Below are 18,034 nucleotides of genomic sequence, written 5' to 3' on the forward strand. Positions count from 1 at the left end.
TCCGATCGTCATAAGGAGAGGGGAACAGCCATGGACTTCCGGATCGACGCGGTGCGCGCGAAATTTCCGGCCTTGTCGCTGACCGACAAGGGCCGCCGGCGCATCTATCTCGACAATCCTGCCGGCACGCAGGTGCCGCAGTCGGTGGGGGACGCAGTATCGCGTTGCTTGCTGACCACGAATGCCAACCTCGGCGGCTTCTTCGAGACCACCGTTGCAGCACAAGACATCGGGGACGAGGCCCATCTGGCGATGGCGGATTTTCTCGGCGCTGCGAGCCCGCAGGAAATTATCATCGGTGCCAACATGACGACATTGACCTACCACATGTCGCGAACGCTCGGCCGCACGATGAAGCCCGGGGACGAGATCATCCTCACCCGCATGGACCATGAGGGCAACGTCTCACCCTGGCTGCAACTGGCCGAAGACCTTGGCCTTGTCGTGCGCTGGCTGCCTTTCGACCAGCAGAGCTGGCAGATCGAGGAGGCGGCGCTCGCCGCGCTGCTTTCCGAGAGGACGCGGCTCGTCGCGCTCAACTACGCCAGCAACCTCACCGGGTCGATCAACCGGGTGAAGGCGTTGACCGGCATCGCCAGGCGGGCTGGTGCGTTGGTCTACGTCGATGCCGTCCAGTTCGCGCCGCATGGCCTGATCGACGTCCAAAACCTCGGCTGCGATTTCCTGATCTGCTCGGCTTACAAGTTCTTCGGCCCGCATATGGGAATTTTGTGGGGCAGGCTGGACGTTATCGATGCGCTTAAGCCGTATAAATGCCGTTGCTCGTCCAATGCCTTGCCGGAGCGCTTCGAGCTCGGCACGCCGCAAATTGAATTGATGGCCGGCCTGTCGGCGGCTGTCGATTATTTTGCCGAGTTGGGCGCGGCAGCCGGCGCGCAAGGATCGCGTCGGCTGAAAATCGCCAAGGCCTTCGAAGTTTCAATCGCTTACGAGAACCCGCTGGCGCAACAGCTGATCGACGGTCTGTCGGATATTGCCGGCCTGACCATCCACGGCATCACCGATCCGAAGCGGATCAATGAGCGTGTGCCGACGGTGTCGTTCACTGTCGAAGGCATCGTGCCGGAGACGATCGTGCGGCAGATGAATGCCGAAAACATCTTCCTGTGGTCCGGCCACAACTACGCCTGGGAGATCGTCCACCAGCTCGGCATTCCGGCCGAGCAGGGGGTGGTGCGCATCGGCATCGCTCATTACAACACTTCAGCCGAAATCGACGAGACGCTGGAGAGCGTGCACCGCGTTGTCGCCATGCTGAGGCAGGAACGATCCTGAGCGGCCCTCGCGGGCGGATCATCGCTTGTGGGCGCCGCCAAAACCGGTGAGGAAGGCGGTGAGATTGTCGCCGAGCTCGTCGCAGAGATAGCCGCCTTCCTGGACGATGACCGTTGGCAGGCCGAGCCCGGCGATCACCTCGCCAATGCGCGAAAAACCAGGCGTGCTCACCGACAGCCCGCCGAACGGATCGCCTTCGAAGGCATCTAGCCCCAGCGCCACCACAAGCGCATCGGGCGAGAAGGCGTTGATGCGCTGGAACGATGCCTCCAGCGCTTCGAGGAACGCTGCATCGCCGGATTTGCGCGGCAGCGGCAGGTTGAGATTGTAGCCGAGGCCGGCGCCTTCGCCGCGCTCGTCGCCATAGCCCCAGAAAAACGGGTAGAAGCGCACCGGGTCGGCATGCAGCGACACGGTGAGCACGTCCGGCCGGGCATAGAAGATGCCTTGCGTGCCGTTGCCGTGGTGCAGGTCGACATCGAGGATCGCCACCCGCGCCGCCTGCTTGCGCAGAACCTGTGCAGCGACCGCCGAATTGTTGATGAAGCAGAAGCCGCCGGCGACATCGGCAAAGGCGTGATGGCCGGGCGGCCGGCACAGCGCATAGGCGGCCGGCGCTCCCGACATCACCGCCTCGGCGGTTTCAACCGCGCTCCAGGCGCTCCAAAGCGCGCTCTGCCACGTCTCGCTGGAGATCGGGCAGGCGGTGTCGGCCATGTGGTAGCCGGCCTGGCCGACCGCCGAGGCCGGATAGGAGCCGTTCCGCGCGATCGGATGAATATTGGGGATGACCTCGGCCGAGGCGCCCTCGATGCGCTGCCAGCGCGCGAAGATATGCTGGAGAAAATCGAGATATTCCGGCGTATGCACCGCCGCAATCGGGCCGAGCTCGTGATCCCGCGGCCGTTCGATCGTGCAGCCGGCAGCCTTGGTGCCGGCTAACAATCGCTCGACCCGTTCCGGCTTTTCCGGATTGGGCTGCGGCGCGCCGCTTGAGAGGAACGCCTTCGGGTCGTGGCGCTTCTGTTCTTCGGCATAGAAGGCTTTCATGTTGGCTCCTCCGGTGCATCGGCAAAGGCGAAAAAGGCGTCGCCGACGATCTTCTGCACCTGCTCGTAGCTCGACCAGCCAATGCCTAACCGTTCGTAAAAAGCCTTGGCGGTCTTGTTGTCGGTGTCGACGGACAGCCTGAGATAGATGCCGCCTGCCTTCCGGCACTGCGCCGCCACCCGGCGCAGCAGGCGCTCGCCGATCCTGCGGCCACGAAAACGGTCCTCGACATAGAGGTCCTGCACATAGACGCCGGGCCGTCCCATCCATGTCGAGAAGATCGGAAAATACAGGCAAAGCCCGGCAAATTCGCCACCGACTTCGGCGATCAAGGTCGAGAAGGCAGGCTTTTCGCCAAAGCCATAGGTGCGGAGATCCTGAGCTGTCGAGGTGATCTCCTGATGTGCGCCGACATGCGCGCCGAGCCGTAGGAGTGCGGCGTGGATGGTTTCGACGTCCTCGACGGTCCCGGGCCGGATGTTGATCTCGGGCAAAGCGACAGTCACTGGAGGTACGATGCCAAGGCACCCCCCTCTGGCCTGCCCTCTTTACGACTACTTGGCATCTCCCCCTCAAGGGGGGAGATCGGATCACCTCCGCGTTCGCCAATCTCCAACGCTGAAAAAGGGGCAGGACGGCGAAGCTGCCAATCTCCCCCCTTGAGGGGGAGATGCCAAGTAGTCGTAAAGAGGGCAGGACAGAGGGGGGTGGGCCGGGAGCCAAACATTTCAGATTGCCTTCCCCTCAGAACGCCACGCGGTCGCCGCCCTTGAGCGCCAGCATCTGCCGTGCCTCGGCCGGCGTTGCGACGTCCAGCGACAGCCCTTCCAGCACGCTGCGGATACGGCGGACGTGGTCGGCATTGGACTTGGCGAGCTGGCGCCCGTCGTAGAGGCTGTCCTCCAGCCCGACGCGGACGTTGCCGCCCATTGCCGCCGCAATCGAGATCATCGGCATCTGGTGGCGTCCGGCGGCCAGCACCGAAAACCGGTAGCTCTCGCCGAACAGTTTGTCGGCGATGCGCTTCATGTGGACCAGGTTTTCTGGATCGGCGCCGATACCACCCAATATGCCGAACACGAATTGGATGAACAATGGTCCCGACACCAGCCCGCGGTCGCGGAAATGCGCAAGCGAATAGAGATGGCCGACATCGTAGCACTCGAATTCGAAACGCGTGCCACAGCCGCGCCCAAGCTTTTCCAGCACCGTCTCCATATCGGCAAAGGTGTTCTTGAAGATCGTGTCACGGGTAGCCTCGAGCAGCTTCGGCTCCCATTCGTGCTGCCATTCTCGCGGCCGCTCGAGCATCGGGAACAGCGCAAAATTCATCGAACCCATATTGAGCGAACACATTTCCGACTCGGCCCTGAGCGGCGCGGCCAGCCGCTGGTCGAGCGTCATCAGCGACGATCCGCCGGTGGTGATGTTGATCACCGCATCGGTCGCCTGCTTGATGCGCGGCAGGAACTGCATGAACACCTCGGGGTCGGCGGTCGGCCGCCCATCCTTGGGGTCGCGGGCATGAAGATGCAGGATCGAAGCGCCGGTCTCGGCGGCGGCGATCGCGTCTGCGGCGATCTGGTCCGGCGTCACGGGCAGATGCGGCGACATCGATGGCGTGTGCACCGACCCGGTGACGGCACAGGTGATAATGACTTTGCGCGGTGCCATGGTCGCCTCAACCTTCGACCGGCAGGTCGAGCTCGCCGGCCAGCACCTCGAGCGAGTCGCCGATGATGGATACGATCTCGCCGATCTGCGCGGCGGTGACGATCATCGGCGGCGCGACCATGAAATTGTCGCCGTCGACACCGCCCTTGACCTTGCGTCCGTAGATGATCAGGCCGCGCTCGTAGGCGAGGTCGAGCAGATGCTGGGTGGCCTTCTTTGCCGGCTCGATCGGCCTCAGCGTTTCTGGGTCGGCGACCATTTCGGCACCGGTGAGCAGGCCCTTGCCGCGGACGTCGGCGATGAACGGAAACCGCTTCGCCAATCCCTTCAGCTCGTCCATCAATAGCTCGCCCATGACAGCCGCGTTGGCGATCAGGCCGAGACGGTCCATCTCGCCGAGCACGGCGAGCCCGGCGGCGCAGGCGAGCGGATTGCCGGCATAGGTATGGCCGTGCTGGAAGCCGCCCGACGCGAGCAATGGCTGCACCAGCCGCATCGGTGCCGCCAGCGCGCCGAGCGGCGCGTAGCCAGAGCCCAGCCCCTTCGACAGCGCGACGATGTCGGGCTTGCAGTTCCAGTGGTCGCCGCCGAGGAATTTTCCGGTGCGGCCGGCACCGCTCATCACTTCGTCATGGATGAGCAGGATGCCGTAGCGATCGCAGATCTCGCGGATGCGCGGATAGTAGCTGTCCGGCGCCACCAGTGCTGCCGTGGCAGCGCCGCCGACTGGCTCCATGATGAAGGCGAGCACGCTCTGCGGTCCCTCGGCGAGGATCTTTTCCTCCAGCATGTCGGCGTAGCGGATGCCGCGCTGTTCCATCGAAAGATTGTCGCGGTCGCGCCAGGCGATGGGCGCCGGCACGGTCGGCATCATCTGCATCATCGGCACAAATGTTTCGGACAGCGCATCGTCGCCGGTGACGGCGAGCGCGCCGAGCGTGCCGCCATGATAGGACGGAAAGCGCGTGATCACCTTCCAGCGGCTGGGCTGACCGGTGGCGACCGCCCACTGCCGCGCCAGCTTGACGCAGGATTCCGTTGCTTCCGAGCCGCCGGAGACGAAAAAGATGCGGTCCAGGCCTTCGGGGAGTTTGGCCGCCAGCTGCCGCGCGAGCTCCTCTGCCGGTTCGTTCTCGAAATGCAGGCGGTAGGCGAAGGTGGCGCGGTCCATCTGCCGTTTCATCGCGTCGAGCACGTTGCGATTGGAGTGGCCGATATTGGCGACCATCGGGCCGCTCGATCCGTCGATGAAGCGGCGGCCATCCTGCGTCCACATGTAGATGCCTTCGGCGCGGTCGATCAGCGGCCGGCGCACGCTGGATAGATAAAACAGATGCGAGGCTTCGCGAGTTTCCGGGGCAGGAGACTTCAACATGTCATGGCTTTCCAAGATAGCGGTCGAGGACATTTCTGGTGACGCGCTCGACCATCGCATCCTGCCTTAGCAGGCCGGCAATCCATTCGCAGCTTCCGGCGTGAAACACCTCGCCTTTGCCGCGCGGGAAATTGACGATCATGCCGTTGCCGCGTTTGACCTTGTCGAGGTTGGCATCGCTTGCCTCGCCGAACAGCGTCTCGGCGGTGAAGCGTCCGTCCTCGTCGCCGAGAAACTGGTCCTCGAACGCAATGTCGGCGCTTTCCTCGACCTGGCTCGCCATGCCGACGGCCAGCACTTGCAGCCCGTCCGGTGCACCGCTGTCGGGCTTGGGGTAGGGCAGGCCGCCGCGGATCTCGAAATCGAGCCCGTCGACCTCGTAGCCATAGACATGGCTGTCGGCGCCGAGCAGATCGCCATAGTAGATGCCGGTGCCGGCAAACGCCCAATGCTCCGGCCGGTAGACCGGAAAGCCGCGCACGCCGCGCGGCGCGCAGCCGCCCCAGCCGGCATAGACGCCTCTTGTCGCGTTAAGCCCGAAGGTCGCCGCACCCGGCCGGCCGATTTCCGGCGCTTCCCAGGAATTGGTGGCGCGCCTCACATCGCCGCCGCGATAGGCCGGGTCTTCGGCGCGGGCGCGGTATTTGTAGCAGACTTGCCGGCGGCCTTCGTCCTCCAGCCTGGTCTGCCACATGAAATTGCCGGCAAAGCGCGCCGCATGACCGCCGCGCTCGACATAGGTGTCGACCGCATCGCGCATTTCCCAGGTCCAATATTCGTCGTGGCCGACCAAGACGACGCAGTCATAGCCGTCGAGAATGTCGGGCGAAAAATGCAGATCGTGCTGGCTGGCGAGATCGACGGCGTAGCCGGCACGCTCGGCGAAGCGGAAGAAATGGCTGTCGTAGCTTGCCCAGCCGGACGAGGCGTATTTCTTCGAATGGCCGGTAGCAAAGGCCCATTCCATATGCGGATAGCGCGGCACGGTTTTCGGCGGCACGGCGACTTCGAGCGGCACGCGCGGCGCGTCCCTGGGCAGCACGACGAAGCCGCGGCACCACGGCCGTTGGGTCGACACCATTCGTGCATATTGGTCCCGGCCTGGCCCGGTGATGCCTTCGTAATGGTTGGAACCGCCCCATGTATTGTAGGCGAGCCAGGTGCCGGTGGCAGCCACCTGCAGCACGCGGCCGGGTTTCTTGCCGGGCTGCGGCGAGACGATGAAAAGGTGATGACAGCGGATCGGCTTGCCGTCGCGACCGTCCGCTTCAAGCGTGACGCGATAGGCGCCGGATGGCCAGTCGTCGCCGATGCGAAACTCGAACGACGCTTGCCAGCCGCAGCCTTCGACCGAACATTGATCCGGCGTATCTTGCCAGCGCGCCGCAATCCCGGTCCTTTCGAACATTGTCGTTTCCGCGCCGCCGTCGCGGATGATTGCGATGCCGAAACCGGCGGCCGTCGAACTGACATGCAGCGCCACCATCTCGCCGGGGCGATAGGAAAAACGGTCGCTGTAGCACCAGATTTCGCCGCGCCTGCCATCCATACCGGGCCATTCCCAGTAATGGCTGCGCACCGCCTGGCGTCGCTGCTCCGGCGTCAGTCCGAAATCGGGAAACTCGGTCGGCGGATGGTTCATGGACACCGCTAAGGTCGAAGGCCGCCATTTCGGCCATCCGCCGGCCAAGCGTCAATTGGAAACGATCGGGCCAGCCATTGCCGGGTTGCTCACTTGGCCTTGCCTGACAAACAGACTATCTCACAAAGGGCGGCGTTGTCCGCCACGGGAGCCGATATGCTGAGAGTGCAAAAGGTCAGGGTCAACGATATCTACGTGCCGACGGCGCGCAAGAAGACGCTGCATCCCGAAACCGTCCGCCATCTGGCCGAGGACATTCTGGAAAACGGCATGAAGATGCCGATCCAGGTGCGCCATGACGGCAAGCGCCATATCCTGGTCGAAGGGTTGCATCGGCTGGAAGCGGCCAAGTGGCTCGGCGAGACCGAGATCGACGCCTACCTCGTCCAAGCCAAGCGCCACTGAAGCCACTTATTTCCGTCGTTCGAATCTCCTGTCCCGCGGATTTTTTCGCGGACCGTGTCGGCTTGCGTCTTGTCGGTTCGTCCTAGACACGGAAGCCAAAACCGACGTGTGAGGAAACATCATGACCACCAAGCTCGACATCGCCCCCAACTCCGATCGCGAGCTGGTTCTCGCCCGCATCATCGATGCGCCGCACGAGAACGTCTATCGCTGCTGGACCGAGCCAAAGCTGTTGACGCAATGGTTCTCGCCGAAGCCGTGGACGACGCCGCACGCCGAAATGGATGTGCGGACCGGTGGCTCCACCCTTGTCGTCATGGCCGATCCCGACGGCAAGGAGTTCCCGAATCCAGGCATCTTCCTCGAAGTCGTACCGGGCAAAAAGCTCGTCTTCACCGATGCCTATACGAAGGCGTGGGAGCCGTCCGAAAAGCCGTTCATGACGGTCATGCTGACCTTCGAGGACGAGGGCGAGGGCAAGACCCGTTACATTGCCCGCGTCGCGCATTGGTCGGTCGCCGACCGCGAACAGCACGAGAAAATGGGTTTTCACGACGGCTGGGGCCAGTGCGCCGAACAGCTCGAGGAGGTCGCACAGCGACTTTGATGCAAACGGGAGAGGGAGACTGACGTGTCCAGATCGGTATTTTTCGCCATTTTCGCCTCGGCCGCCGCGCTGTTTGCCGCGCCGGGCACCATCAACGCAGAGGAGGCCAAGCCCGCCATGACGACCGCAACCGCAACACTGCCGACGCCGGAAAAATCCGGCCTGCTGCCGATCAACGGCCTGAACTATTATTACGCCGTCTACGGCAAGGGCGAGCCGCTGCTTCTGCTGCATGGCGGCCTCGGCACGACCGACATGTTCGCGCCGATCCTGCCAAAACTTGCCGAAGACCGCACCGTCATCGGCGTTGACCTGCAGGGCCATGGCCGCACCGCACTCGGCGACCGGCCGCTCAGCCTGGAGGCGATGGGCGACGACATGGCGGCGATCGTCAAGGCACTCGGCTACGACAAGGTCGACGTCATGGGTTATTCGCTGGGTGGCGGCGTCGCCTTCCGCATGGCCGTCCAGCAGCCTGAAGCGGTGCGCCGCCTGGTGCTGGTCTCGACCGGCTATGCCGCGGACGGCTTCTATGCCGAGATGCGTGGCCAGCAGGCACAGGTCGGCGCGGCGATGGCCGACATGATGAAGGACACGCCGATGTACAAATCCTACGTCGCGGTTGCGCCGCATCCGGAGGATTTTCCGAAACTGCTCGATCAACTTGGCGCCTATATGCGCAAGGACTACGATTATTCCGCCGACGTGCCGAAGCTGAAAATGCCGGTGATGCTGGTGTTCGGCGACAGCGATATGTACCGGCCCGAGCACGAGATCAAATTCTTCCAGATGCTCGGCGGCGGATTGAAGGACGCCGGCTGGATGCGCGAGAACCTGTCGCAGAACCGCCTGGCGATCGTGCCGAACCGCACCCACTACGATGTGTTCTTCGCGCCGGAACTGACAGCTGCCGCGCTGCCGTTCCTCAATGGCCAGACCAAGGTCAAGACCTGGGACGAGGTCGTCAACGAAACGAACTGACGCCCAGTCAATTGTCTGCCGGCCGTCTTCCGCGAGATGGCCGGCATTTCGCCCATGGGGCCTTGGCCCGGCGCATCGGCCAATCGTGTATTGGCCGCATCACAGCTATAGATGGCGCCATCAAAGCTTTTCAATTGACGCTGCCACGCCTATCGATAGGTATGCCGCCTATCCTCACAGGGCAGGGACGCGGGTGATGGCAAGATATCAGGGCGGGTGTTTGTGCGGCGCGGTGCGCTACCGCGCCGAGGCGGCACCGATCAATGAGCGCGTCTGCCATTGCCGGTTGTGCCAGAAGGCGTTGGGTGCCGCCTTCAACGCGCGCGTGCTGTTCCGCATCGATGATGTGACGGTCGACGGACCGCTGGCGACGGTGAATTCCTCGCCCGATCTCAAGCGCGGCTTTTGCCCGCGCTGCGGCACGACGATGTTTTCCCGGCGCGATTCCGCCGGCATTATCGGCATCACCACCGGCTCGCTCGATGATCCCTCGTTGTTCAGGCCTGAGATGCATATCTGGACCGCCTCGAAGCAGCCCTGGGTGCAGATCGACGACGGCCTGCCGCAGTTTGAAGGCGCGCCACCTCCGGCTTGAGGTGGAATCTGGACAAAATTTAATCCGAAGCGACACGAGATAGCCGGCAAAGCGTCATTGGCGGGCCATCATTGCTGCCTATCTATCGGCGTGCGGGCAGGCAGTCGAGGAGGCGACGGATGAACGACAGCATCAACACCCTGGATGAACTCTTGAGCGATCCGATGATCAAGCTGGTAATGGAGCGCGACCGCGTGCAACCGGCACAACTTCGCACGTTGCTCGAAGAAAAGGTCCGCCGGGTAGACGATGATGCGCCGGTCAACGATCGCTTTGTACCGCCGGCCCACCTGATGGCCACGACCTGTCACAAGCTGTGGTTGTGCAGCTAGGGTCTTGAAGCGGTCAGCCGGAATTTGCCGGCAAATAGCTGTAATGGCTGCGGAAATAGGCAAGCTTGAAGCCGAGGCGTGCATAGTTGCGGTAGGCTGGCCCGTCACGTTCGGCTCGCGGCGCCTCGATATCGGCCACGAACAGTTTTGCACCGGCCGCAAGTCCGTCGCGCACCATCGCTTCGCCGAGCATTGCATCGAGGTCGAAGCTCGGCGCCATGATGCCGGGCACCGGCGCGTCGATGCCGCTCCAGGCCATGCCGTCGGCGCCGATGAACATCGAGCGCACCGCCACCACCGCGTCTTCCCGCCGCAGCATGTAATGATGCCAGCCGCGTCGGCCGGCCAGCGCCAGCAACCACGGTGAGGTCGGCAACCGATATTGGCTGTCGATGAACCCAGCCCATTCCCTTGCCGTTGCCGGCGTCACCCGCTCGACCGAGACATCCTCCGTCGGGAAAAGCGGCTCAGCGGGCAATGGCGTGGCGTCGCGAAAGATGCGTTCCCAGCCGCCCTGACGTTGCAGGCCGCGCGCCTCGAGCCAGCAGCTGAGCGTCGCGGGCTCGGTGTGTGGGTTGGTGTAGAACCAGGGCCGCAGAATGCCGGCGTCGCGATAATGCGCCAGAAGCGCGTCGAGCCGGCTCTCGGTGGCCGCGCTCTCGACGCCGAAATTTTTGACACAGTTGAAATGGATGAACGGGATCGTCGTGCAGGTGGTCCAGACGAGATCGCCATCTTCGGCGATGGCAAGGCCTTGCCTTGCGGCAAAGTCTGACGGCGCGGCGCGATAGAGGTCGAGCCACGCATTGACCTCGGCGCGTTCGATGGCGCGACTGAGGTTGCGAGGTATCTCGTCGACGCCGATGGCGGGCGAGCGTGGCTCCGGCGGGATTGCGGGCTGCAATTCCGACAGGGCGGCGGGCTGCATGACTTCCTCCCAAGTATGAACTTACACTGTAAGATTAGTGGAGACTAATCTCATGCCGTGCGTTGTCAAGCCGAGGCAGCGACGTGGGCGAACATTGGAGGGATAGCACACCTCCGCCCGGCCAACGTCTCGCTGCAAAGCCCTAACAATTCGATTCAAACTTTGTTGGTAGTTTCTTGTTAGGAATCCAGCTTGGTTTGTCCGGCGGCGTTGTCCTGCCTTCGGTCTGTTGTGTTTTGCGTACAGGTCCAGATGCGGTTATCAGGCGTCGTCATCTTTTCGATCGCAGCGCTGTGCCTTGCCGGCTGCACATCGACATCCGGCGTCGATGCGCTGCAAGTGCCGTCCAGCGAGACGACCAGCTCGGTTGTGCGGCCGCCCGCGCCGGTGGCATCTGCTGCGAAAACTGATGCTGCGCCCGCCTTCGCGGAACAGGAGCAGGACGAACAGCCGGTCGCCATGGCGGAGCCCGACCAAAGCGTCGAGCCGCCGGCCGAGGTGATCGCGCTGGTATCGCCGCCGAGGCGGCTGACACGCGCAGCGCCAGCAATGCTTGCCGAGCCGGTCACGCGCTATGGTTTTCGCGATGCCAAGCCGATCAATTTCGGCAAGGCATCCTCGCCGAGGCGTCTCGCCGTCCACGGCGTCGACGTCTCGCGCTGGCAGGGCAATGTGAACTGGGGAAAGCTGCGTGCCCAGGGCGCCAATTTCGCCTACATCAAGGCGACTGACGGGGGCGATCATCTCGACCCGATGTTTACCAGGAACTGGCGCAGTGCCGATGCCGCCGGCCTGAAACGCGGCGCCTATCATTTCTTCTACTGGTGCCGGACCGCCGGCGAGCAGGCCGACTGGTTCATCCGCAACGTGCCGAGGGTCGAGGGTGCGCTGCCGCCGGTGATCGACGTCGAGTGGAACGGCGACTCCAGCTGCAAGCGCCGCCCATCGCGGCAAAAGGTGCTGGAGAAGATGCAGGTGTTCATGGACAAGCTCGAGCGCTACTACGGCCAGCGCCCGATCATCTACACCGCGCCTGACTTTTACCGTGACAACCTGCGCGGCGCATTTTTGGATTACCCGTTCTGGCTGCGCGCCGTGGCCGCCCACCCGTCAAAGGTCTATCCCGGGCGCAAATGGCTGTTCTGGCAATATTCCGGCTCCGGCCTGTCGCACGGGGTGAGGGGCCGCATCGACCTCAACGTGTTCCGTGGCGATGAGCGCGCCTGGCGCGACTGGACTGGCGGACGGCAGATGGTGGCCGAGGCGGAATGAGGGCGGTCGCGCCTATTCCAGCTTTGGTGATTTAGCCGAAGCCTCTCCGCGGTCGTCATCCTAGGGCGGAGCAGGAGCGAAGCGACGTCGCGGAGACCCTAGGATCCATGCCGTGATGGTCGCCTAAGAATGCAGCGATGCAGAACGAGTGCCGGTGCCTCCTCTGCTCTGCCGGACATTCGTCGCTCGGAAAGCCAAGCAATGGCTTCCGCTCCTCGCTCCCATCCACGAGATTGGCAGCGCCCTTTCACGACGTCGAAGATTGGCGAAGCCGGTCTCTCTGGGGGAAATGCCCGGCAGGGCGCTGTCCCGCCGGCGTTTCGCACCTTCTGCACTGCCGCGCTGCTCGGAAGGCACGGCATGGATCCTAGGGTCTCCGCGACGTCACTTCGCTCCTGCTCCGCCCTAGGATGACGACGAGAGGATTGCCCCTCGTCATTCCGTCACTGGCTCATTGAGCATGGCTTCAATGTTGTAGCCATCGGGATCAAGTACAAAACAGGCATAGTAATTCTCTGCATATTCCGGACGCGGGCCGGGTACACCATTGTCTGCGCCACCTGCGTCGAGGGCAGCTCGATAGAACGCGTCAACCGCTGCCCTGCCATTTACCCGGAAAGCGACGTGCACACGGGTCAGCGGTGGTTTGCTGTCCGAATGTTGAATCTCGAACAAGCTGCCGCTGCCGACATCAAAAGCCCAAAACACCCCCTGCTTACCAAAGGAAAGGCGATATCCCAAAGGTCCAAAAGCTCTTTCGTAGAAGAGTTTGCTCTTCTGCAGATCGCTCACTGCAACCGTTATGTGATCAATCATTCCGCACCATCGCGGGACTCTGACACTCGAAGCGGGACGCCGCAACCCTGCAGCACCACATTTTGCCCGGCTCTATGCCTCTACATATTCCGCCAGACTAACAGCCTTGGGCACATCCAGCCCATCGGCGCGCAAGCCTTCGATATGAAAGCGTATTGCGTCGCGAATTTCGACCTCAACCTCAGGCACCGTCGCAGCGGTGGCGATGCAGCCGGGCAGATCCGGCACATAAGCGGAAAAATTGTTTCCGGCTTTTTCAATCACCACCGCGTAACGCATGTCATCGCTCCTTTAGGCGGACTGCCGGCCACGGCGACGAAGGGGCTGGCGGCATTGACGCGATAGACGGCAATTGCTGGCAGAAGCAATTGGGCGGCTATCTTGGCGTCGTTAGCTCGGGTAGCGCATCCCATGCCAGGTTTCGCCGGGGTCCTTCGGGATCAGCTTCGGGCGCCACGTTATCGAGGAAGTCGGATCTAGCCCCTTTGAAAGCGTCGCATCTGCTCGTTCTAGAAGGTAGTCTGGTGACTCGCCGATAGACGCCCTGCCTTCCCAAAGAGAGCCGCTCTCGAACTGATGGAATTGGATGCGAAATACCGGCCAACTTTTCTTCTTCGCGCGCATTAGCTGGGTGGCCTGATTGTACTCGCGCGATGCATAGATATGCATACAGTGGTAAAGAATGGTGTCAATCGAGGTGCGTCCTGAGAAGATCGTTATGAATTCGACTCCATTTGTGGAGGTCTTAGATAGGATCCAGCAATTTTTTATTATTGAGTATTGGCGATTAAAGTAGGAACGAAACAGGTAAATTTGATACAAGATAAACTCTTGGCCAGTTGTTCTATCTTGAAAATACTTTTCGATCTCGCGTTCTATTTCTATTTTCGACGCGCCTGAACGGATCGCGTTTGAAATGGCAGTAAGTGCTCGGCGTTCGTCGTTTGGGTGTACGGCGAAAGGGGCGCTGTCAAAGGCAAACGCCCCCTTCAATTGTCTACGCCAGTCGGCCATCGAAGATGTGAGCGCTCAGCTACACCCGCTCGTGGCCCCGCAAGTATCGCACTTCTCGCAAGTCCCGTTCCGCACCATCGTGAAATTGTGGCATTCCGAGCATTCGTTGCCGGTGTAGCCCTGCATCAATGATTGCTGGCGCCGGTTGGCGGCGAGCGCTTTGGCTTCGGCTGCTTCTTTCGCGGCCTCGTCGGTGAACAGCTCCGTCGGGTCGGAGGCTTCCGCGTAGACGATGTCCTCGACCAGTTCCCTGGCGCGCTCCTCGTAGTCGCGCTTGTAGGCGACGGCTTCGTCGCTGGCGGGCTTCAGCGTCAGCACGTTGGAGCCGGAGAAGGCGGTCGGGGCGGTACGGGCTGGAGTTCCGGAACCGGAACCCGCAAAGCCTTTCGGCTCGGCGCCCATGCCCGACACCAGCTTGACCGGCGAGGCGCCGCGGGTCAGGCCCTTGGAGAAGGGCGTTGCCTTGCCTTCGTTGATGCCGCGCCCGAGCGCAGTCTTGTCGAAGTCCGACTGGTCGACATGGGCGAGGTCGTTGCGGCCGAGATAGGAGACGGCGAGTTCGCGGAAGACATAGTCGAGGATCGACGTGGCGTTCTTGATGGCGTCATTGCCTTGCACCATGCCGGCCGGCTCGAATTTGGTGAAGGTGAAGGCCTCGACGAATTCCTCGAGCGGCACGCCATATTGCAGGCCGAGCGAGATGGCGATGGCGAAGTTGTTCATCATCGCCCGGAAGGCGGCACCTTCCTTGTGCATGTCGATGAAGATCTCGCCGAGGCGGCCGTCATCGAATTCGCCGGTCCTGAGATAGACCTTGTGGCCGCCGACGACCGCCTTCTGGGTATAGCCCTTGCGGCGGTTCGGCAGTTTCTCGCGGTCGCGGTAGAGACGCTCGACGACGCGCTCGACGATCTTCTCGGTCACCTGCACCGCGCGCTGCGCGGCCGGTGCCGCGATCAGCTGCTCGATGGCTTCGTCCTCGTCGTCTTCGACGTCGGCAAGCAACGAGGCGTTGAGCGGCTGCGACAGCTTCGAGCCGTCGCGATAGAGCGCGTTGGCCTTCAGCGCCAGCTTCCACGACAGCATGTAGGCGCCTTTGGCGTCTTCCACCGTCGCGTCGTTCGGCATGTTGATGGTCTTGGAAATGGCGCCGGAGATGAAGGGCTGCGCCGCCGCCATCATCATGATATGGCTGTTGATCGACAGCGAACGCTTGCCGATCTTGCCGCACGGGCTGGCGCAGTCGAACACCGGCAGGTGTTCGGGCTTCAGGAACGGTGCGCCTTCCAAGGTCATCGCCCCGCAGACATGGATGTTGGCGGCCTCGATGTCCTTCTTCGAAAAGCCCAGCGCCGGCAGCATCTCGAACGAGAAATCGTTGAGCTGCTCGTCGGTGAAGCCAAACGTCTCCTTCACCCAGTCAGAGCCCAGCGTCCACTGGTTGAAGACGAACTTGATGTCGAAGGCCGACTTCAGCGCCGCATTGAGCGCTGCGATCTTTTCGTCGGCAAAGCCTTTTGCCTTGAGCGAGCCGGGATTGATGCCCGGCGCCTGGTTGAGATTGCCATGGCCGACGGCATAGGCCTCGATCTCGGCGATCTGGCTCTCGGAATAGCCGAGCGTGCGCAGCGCTTCCGGAACGGCGCGGTTGATGATCTTGAAATAGCCGCCGCCGGCCAGCTTCTTGAACTTCACCAGCGCGAAGTCGGGCTCGATGCCGGTGGTATCGCAATCCATCACCAGGCCGATCGTGCCGGTCGGGGCGATCACCGTTGCCTGCGCGTTGCGGTAGCCATGCTCCTCGCCGAGCTCGATGGCGCGGTCCCAGGCGGCCTTGGCATGGTCGGCAAGCTCCTGCTGCCTGAGATCGGAGGCGACCAGCGGCACCGGGTTGACGGCTAGCTTCTCGTAGCCGTCCCTTTCGCCATAGGCCGCGCGGCGGTGGTTGCGCATGACGCGCAGCATGTTCTGCGCGTTGCGGTCGTAGTCGGGGAAGGCGCCGAGCTCGGCGGCCATTTCGGCCGAAGTGGCATAGGCCGTGCCGGTCATGATCGCGGTGAGGGCGGCGCAGATGGCGCGGCCCTCGTCGGAATCATAGGGAATGCCCGAGGTCATCAGCAGGCCGCCGATATTGGCATAGCCGAGGCCGAGCGTGCGGTACTCGTAGGAAAGCTTGGCGATCTCCTTCGACGGGAACTGCGCCATCATGACGGAGATTTCCAGCACCATGGTCCACAGCCGCACCGTGTGCTCGTAGGCTGATATGTCGATCGTGCCGTCGGCATTGCGGTAGGGCAGAAGGTTGATCGAGGCCAGATTGCAGGCGGTGTCGTCGAGGAACATGTATTCCGAGCACGGGTTGGACGCCCGGATCGCACCGGCCGAGGCGCAGGTGTGCCAGTCGTTCATCGTCGTGTTGAAATGCAGGCCCGGATCGGCCGATGCCCAGGCGGCATAGCCGATCTTTTCCCAGAGATCGCGCGCCTTCAGCGTCTTCAGTACCTTGCCGTCCTTGCGGGCGGTGAGATGCCAGTCGCCGTCCTGCTCGACGGCGCGCAGGAAATCGTCCTTCAGCGACACCGAATTGTTGGAATTCTGGCCGGAAACCGTGAGATAGGCGTCCGAATCCCAGTCGGTGTCGTAGGTCTTGAACGACATCGAGGTGTAGCCCTGCTTTGCAAACTGGATGACGCGGTAGATGTAGTTCTCCGGCACCGCGTCCTTCTTGGCCGCCTTGATCTCGCGCTTCAGCGCGGTGTTGACCGCCGGGTCGAAGCAGTCGTCGCCATTGCCTTCGCAGTTGATGCAGGCCTTCATGATCGCTTCGAGATGCTTCTTGACGATCTTCGAGCCGGTGACCAGCGAGGCGACCTTCTGCTCCTCATTGACCTTCCAGTCGATGAATTCCTCGATATCGGGATGATCGGCGTCGACGATGACCATTTTCGCGGCGCGACGCGTCGTGCCGCCCGACTTGATGGCGCCCGCCGCGCGGTCGCCGATCTTGAGGAAGCTCATCAGCCCCGACGAACGACCGCCGCCCGACAGCTTTTCGCCTTCGCCGCGCAGGAACGAGAAGTTGGAGCCGGTGCCGGAGCCGTATTTGAACAGGCGCGCCTCACGCACCCACAGGTCCATGATGCCGCCCTCATTGACGAGGTCGTCCTGCACGCCCTGGATAAAACAGGCATGCGGCTGCGGGTGCTCGTAGGAAGACTTCGACTTGGTCAGCTTGCCGGTGAACGGGTCGACATAGAAGTGGCCCTGGCTCGGACCGTCGATGCCATAGGCCCAGTGCAGGCCGGTGTTGAACCATTGCGGCGAATTCGGCGCGACGCGCTGGGTGGCCAGCATATAGGCGAGCTCGTCGCGGAAGGCGCGCGCGTCTTCCTCCGACTTGAAGTAGCCGCCCTTCCAGCCCCAATAGGTCCAGGTACCGGCAAGCCGGTCGAAGACCTGGCGGGCGTCGGTCTCGGAACCGTAGCGCTCGGCTTCCGGCAGCTTGGCCAATTCAGCCTCGTCGGCGACCGAGCGCCACAGGAAGGAGGGGACTTGCGTCTCTTCGACCTTCTTCAGCCGTGCCGGGACGCCAGCCTTGCGGAAATATTTCTGCGCCAGGATATCGGCGGCAACCTGGGAGAACTGCGCCGGCACGTCGATGTTGTCCAAGCGGAACACCACCGAGCCATCCGGATTCTTGATCTCGGAAAGCGCCTTGCGGAATTCGATCTCCGCGTAAGCTGATTGCCCTGGCTTGGTGAAACGACGCTCGATGCGCATTGGTCCGGTCCCTTTTGTCTACATATAGCGCTTTTCCCAGAGGATTTCTGCCCTCTTGGCGAAACGCGCATGTCCGCCGTCTGCCGGCGTTCGAAACCCGCCGGCTCTCATCATCACAGTCTCCGCCGCCCTGCCGGTCGAACCTCTTGCGAGGCCGCTGTCCAACGCGCTCACGGACCCTGTGGGTCCCTCAAAGCTGAAAACTTTTTGTAACGCCCTCGGTCGAGGGAACTTCACATTATCTAGCGTCGAACCTACCTGCAAACA

General features: G+C 62.5%; 17 protein-coding genes. 7 read left to right on the forward strand and 10 right to left on the reverse strand.

Features of this window, described 5'->3' with window-relative positions; all coding sequences use genetic code 11:
• Positions 1-30: 30 nt before the first annotated feature.
• Positions 31-1,296 (forward strand): cysteine desulfurase-like protein, encoded by a 1,266-nt coding sequence (locus tag NKI16_RS23170; RefSeq protein WP_352623624.1) that lies wholly within the window; start codon positions 31-33, stop codon positions 1,294-1,296.
• An 18-nt stretch (positions 1,297-1,314) separates the two neighbouring features.
• Here the strand turns inward: NKI16_RS23170 and NKI16_RS23175 are convergent, their stop codons facing one another.
• The 5 genes from NKI16_RS23175 to NKI16_RS23195 all read right to left on the reverse strand — a co-directional run bounded on the left by NKI16_RS23175 (position 1,315) and on the right by NKI16_RS23195 (position 7,037).
• Positions 1,315-2,346 (reverse strand): histone deacetylase family protein, encoded by a 1,032-nt coding sequence (locus NKI16_RS23175; RefSeq protein WP_352623622.1) that lies wholly within the window; start codon positions 2,344-2,346, stop codon positions 1,315-1,317.
• Positions 2,343-2,852 (reverse strand): GNAT family N-acetyltransferase, encoded by a 510-nt coding sequence (locus tag NKI16_RS23180; RefSeq protein WP_352623621.1) that lies wholly within the window; start codon positions 2,850-2,852, stop codon positions 2,343-2,345. Before NKI16_RS23180 ends, NKI16_RS23175 begins: the two co-directional genes overlap by 4 nt.
• A 238-nt stretch (positions 2,853-3,090) precedes the next feature.
• A complete protein-coding gene (gene kce, locus NKI16_RS23185; protein ID WP_352923720.1) occupies positions 3,091-4,020 on the reverse strand; it encodes a 3,5-dioxohexanoate:acetyl-CoA acetone transferase in 930 nt (309 codons plus the stop codon).
• A 7-nt stretch (positions 4,021-4,027) separates the two neighbouring features.
• Positions 4,028-5,395 (reverse strand): aminotransferase family protein, encoded by a 1,368-nt coding sequence (locus NKI16_RS23190; RefSeq protein WP_352457762.1) that lies wholly within the window; start codon positions 5,393-5,395, stop codon positions 4,028-4,030.
• Position 5,396: 1 nt separating this feature from the next.
• Positions 5,397-7,037 carry a N,N-dimethylformamidase beta subunit family domain-containing protein gene (locus NKI16_RS23195; RefSeq protein WP_352467287.1) on the reverse strand — a complete coding sequence of 547 codons (1,641 nt, stop codon included), beginning with the start codon at positions 7,035-7,037 and terminating at the stop codon, positions 5,397-5,399.
• Positions 7,038-7,193: 156 nt separating this feature from the next.
• Here NKI16_RS23195 and NKI16_RS23200 point away from each other — a divergent pair, with 156 nt between their 5' ends.
• The 5 genes from NKI16_RS23200 to NKI16_RS23220 all read left to right on the forward strand — a co-directional run bounded on the left by NKI16_RS23200 (position 7,194) and on the right by NKI16_RS23220 (position 9,957).
• Positions 7,194-7,442 carry a ParB N-terminal domain-containing protein gene (locus NKI16_RS23200; RefSeq protein WP_023674751.1) on the forward strand — a complete coding sequence of 83 codons (249 nt, stop codon included), beginning with the start codon at positions 7,194-7,196 and terminating at the stop codon, positions 7,440-7,442.
• A 121-nt stretch (positions 7,443-7,563) separates the two neighbouring features.
• Positions 7,564-8,049, forward strand: coding sequence for an SRPBCC family protein (locus NKI16_RS23205; protein WP_352467288.1), 486 nt, complete (start codon positions 7,564-7,566; stop codon positions 8,047-8,049).
• 24 nt (positions 8,050-8,073) lie between these two features.
• Positions 8,074-9,030, forward strand: a complete 957-nt coding sequence (locus NKI16_RS23210) for an alpha/beta fold hydrolase (RefSeq protein ID WP_352467289.1) — start codon at positions 8,074-8,076, stop codon at positions 9,028-9,030.
• A gap of 196 nt (positions 9,031-9,226) precedes the next feature.
• Positions 9,227-9,625: a GFA family protein gene (locus NKI16_RS23215; protein ID WP_352457758.1), complete on the forward strand. Its 399-nt coding sequence runs from the start codon at positions 9,227-9,229 to the stop codon at positions 9,623-9,625.
• A 119-nt stretch (positions 9,626-9,744) separates the two neighbouring features.
• Positions 9,745-9,957, forward strand: coding sequence for a hypothetical protein (locus NKI16_RS23220; protein WP_023674755.1), 213 nt, complete (start codon positions 9,745-9,747; stop codon positions 9,955-9,957).
• A 13-nt stretch (positions 9,958-9,970) separates the two neighbouring features.
• Here the strand turns inward: NKI16_RS23220 and NKI16_RS23225 are convergent, their stop codons facing one another.
• Positions 9,971-10,885, reverse strand: coding sequence for a hypothetical protein (locus tag NKI16_RS23225; protein ID WP_352467290.1), 915 nt, complete (start codon positions 10,883-10,885; stop codon positions 9,971-9,973).
• Between the two features lie 252 nt (positions 10,886-11,137).
• On the opposite strand from NKI16_RS23225, the gene NKI16_RS23230 reads away from it, so the two are divergent.
• Positions 11,138-12,157 carry a GH25 family lysozyme gene (locus tag NKI16_RS23230; RefSeq protein ID WP_352623616.1) on the forward strand — a complete coding sequence of 340 codons (1,020 nt, stop codon included), beginning with the start codon at positions 11,138-11,140 and terminating at the stop codon, positions 12,155-12,157.
• 435 nt (positions 12,158-12,592) lie between these two features.
• On the opposite strand, the gene NKI16_RS23235 is transcribed toward NKI16_RS23230, so the two are convergent.
• From NKI16_RS23235 to NKI16_RS23250, 4 genes are all read right to left on the reverse strand, one after another.
• Positions 12,593-12,973, reverse strand: a complete 381-nt coding sequence (locus NKI16_RS23235; protein WP_352623614.1) for a VOC family protein — start codon at positions 12,971-12,973, stop codon at positions 12,593-12,595.
• 72 nt (positions 12,974-13,045) lie between these two features.
• Positions 13,046-13,252 carry a type II toxin-antitoxin system HicB family antitoxin gene (locus tag NKI16_RS23240; RefSeq protein ID WP_352623613.1) on the reverse strand — a complete coding sequence of 69 codons (207 nt, stop codon included), beginning with the start codon at positions 13,250-13,252 and terminating at the stop codon, positions 13,046-13,048.
• A gap of 111 nt (positions 13,253-13,363) precedes the next feature.
• Positions 13,364-13,987 carry a hypothetical protein gene (locus NKI16_RS23245; protein ID WP_352623611.1) on the reverse strand — a complete coding sequence of 208 codons (624 nt, stop codon included), beginning with the start codon at positions 13,985-13,987 and terminating at the stop codon, positions 13,364-13,366.
• 15 nt (positions 13,988-14,002) lie between these two features.
• On the reverse strand, positions 14,003-17,767 hold the full coding sequence (locus NKI16_RS23250; protein ID WP_352623610.1) for a vitamin B12-dependent ribonucleotide reductase: 3,765 nt from the start codon (positions 17,765-17,767) through the stop codon (positions 14,003-14,005).
• Positions 17,768-18,034: the final 267 nt, after the last annotated feature.

This window comes from Mesorhizobium sp. M0698 (assembly GCF_040320455.1).
GTDB lineage: Bacteria > Pseudomonadota > Alphaproteobacteria > Rhizobiales > Rhizobiaceae > Mesorhizobium.

Excerpts from the sequence above, each read along its gene's own strand:
- NKI16_RS23225 (WP_352467290.1), bottom strand. The coding sequence starts at position 10,885 with ATGCAGCCCGCCGCCCTGTCGGAATTGCAGCCCGCAATCCCGCCGGAG.
- NKI16_RS23170 (WP_352623624.1), top strand. The coding sequence starts at position 31 with ATGGACTTCCGGATCGACGCGGTGCGCGCGAAATTTCCGGCCTTGTCG.
- NKI16_RS23220 (WP_023674755.1), top strand. The coding sequence starts at position 9,745 with ATGAACGACAGCATCAACACCCTGGATGAACTCTTGAGCGATCCGATG.
- NKI16_RS23250 (WP_352623610.1), bottom strand. The coding sequence starts at position 17,767 with ATGCGCATCGAGCGTCGTTTCACCAAGCCAGGGCAATCAGCTTACGCG.
- NKI16_RS23175 (WP_352623622.1), bottom strand. The coding sequence starts at position 2,346 with ATGAAAGCCTTCTATGCCGAAGAACAGAAGCGCCACGACCCGAAGGCG.
- NKI16_RS23215 (WP_352457758.1), top strand. The coding sequence starts at position 9,227 with ATGGCAAGATATCAGGGCGGGTGTTTGTGCGGCGCGGTGCGCTACCGC.
- NKI16_RS23235 (WP_352623614.1), bottom strand. The coding sequence starts at position 12,973 with ATGATTGATCACATAACGGTTGCAGTGAGCGATCTGCAGAAGAGCAAA.
- NKI16_RS23245 (WP_352623611.1), bottom strand. The coding sequence starts at position 13,987 with ATGGCCGACTGGCGTAGACAATTGAAGGGGGCGTTTGCCTTTGACAGC.
- NKI16_RS23230 (WP_352623616.1), top strand. The coding sequence starts at position 11,138 with ATGCGGTTATCAGGCGTCGTCATCTTTTCGATCGCAGCGCTGTGCCTT.
- NKI16_RS23195 (WP_352467287.1), bottom strand. The coding sequence starts at position 7,037 with ATGAACCATCCGCCGACCGAGTTTCCCGATTTCGGACTGACGCCGGAG.
- kce (WP_352923720.1), bottom strand. The coding sequence starts at position 4,020 with ATGGCACCGCGCAAAGTCATTATCACCTGTGCCGTCACCGGGTCGGTG.
- NKI16_RS23205 (WP_352467288.1), top strand. The coding sequence starts at position 7,564 with ATGACCACCAAGCTCGACATCGCCCCCAACTCCGATCGCGAGCTGGTT.
- NKI16_RS23200 (WP_023674751.1), top strand. The coding sequence starts at position 7,194 with ATGCTGAGAGTGCAAAAGGTCAGGGTCAACGATATCTACGTGCCGACG.
- NKI16_RS23240 (WP_352623613.1), bottom strand. The coding sequence starts at position 13,252 with ATGCGTTACGCGGTGGTGATTGAAAAAGCCGGAAACAATTTTTCCGCT.
- NKI16_RS23190 (WP_352457762.1), bottom strand. The coding sequence starts at position 5,395 with ATGTTGAAGTCTCCTGCCCCGGAAACTCGCGAAGCCTCGCATCTGTTT.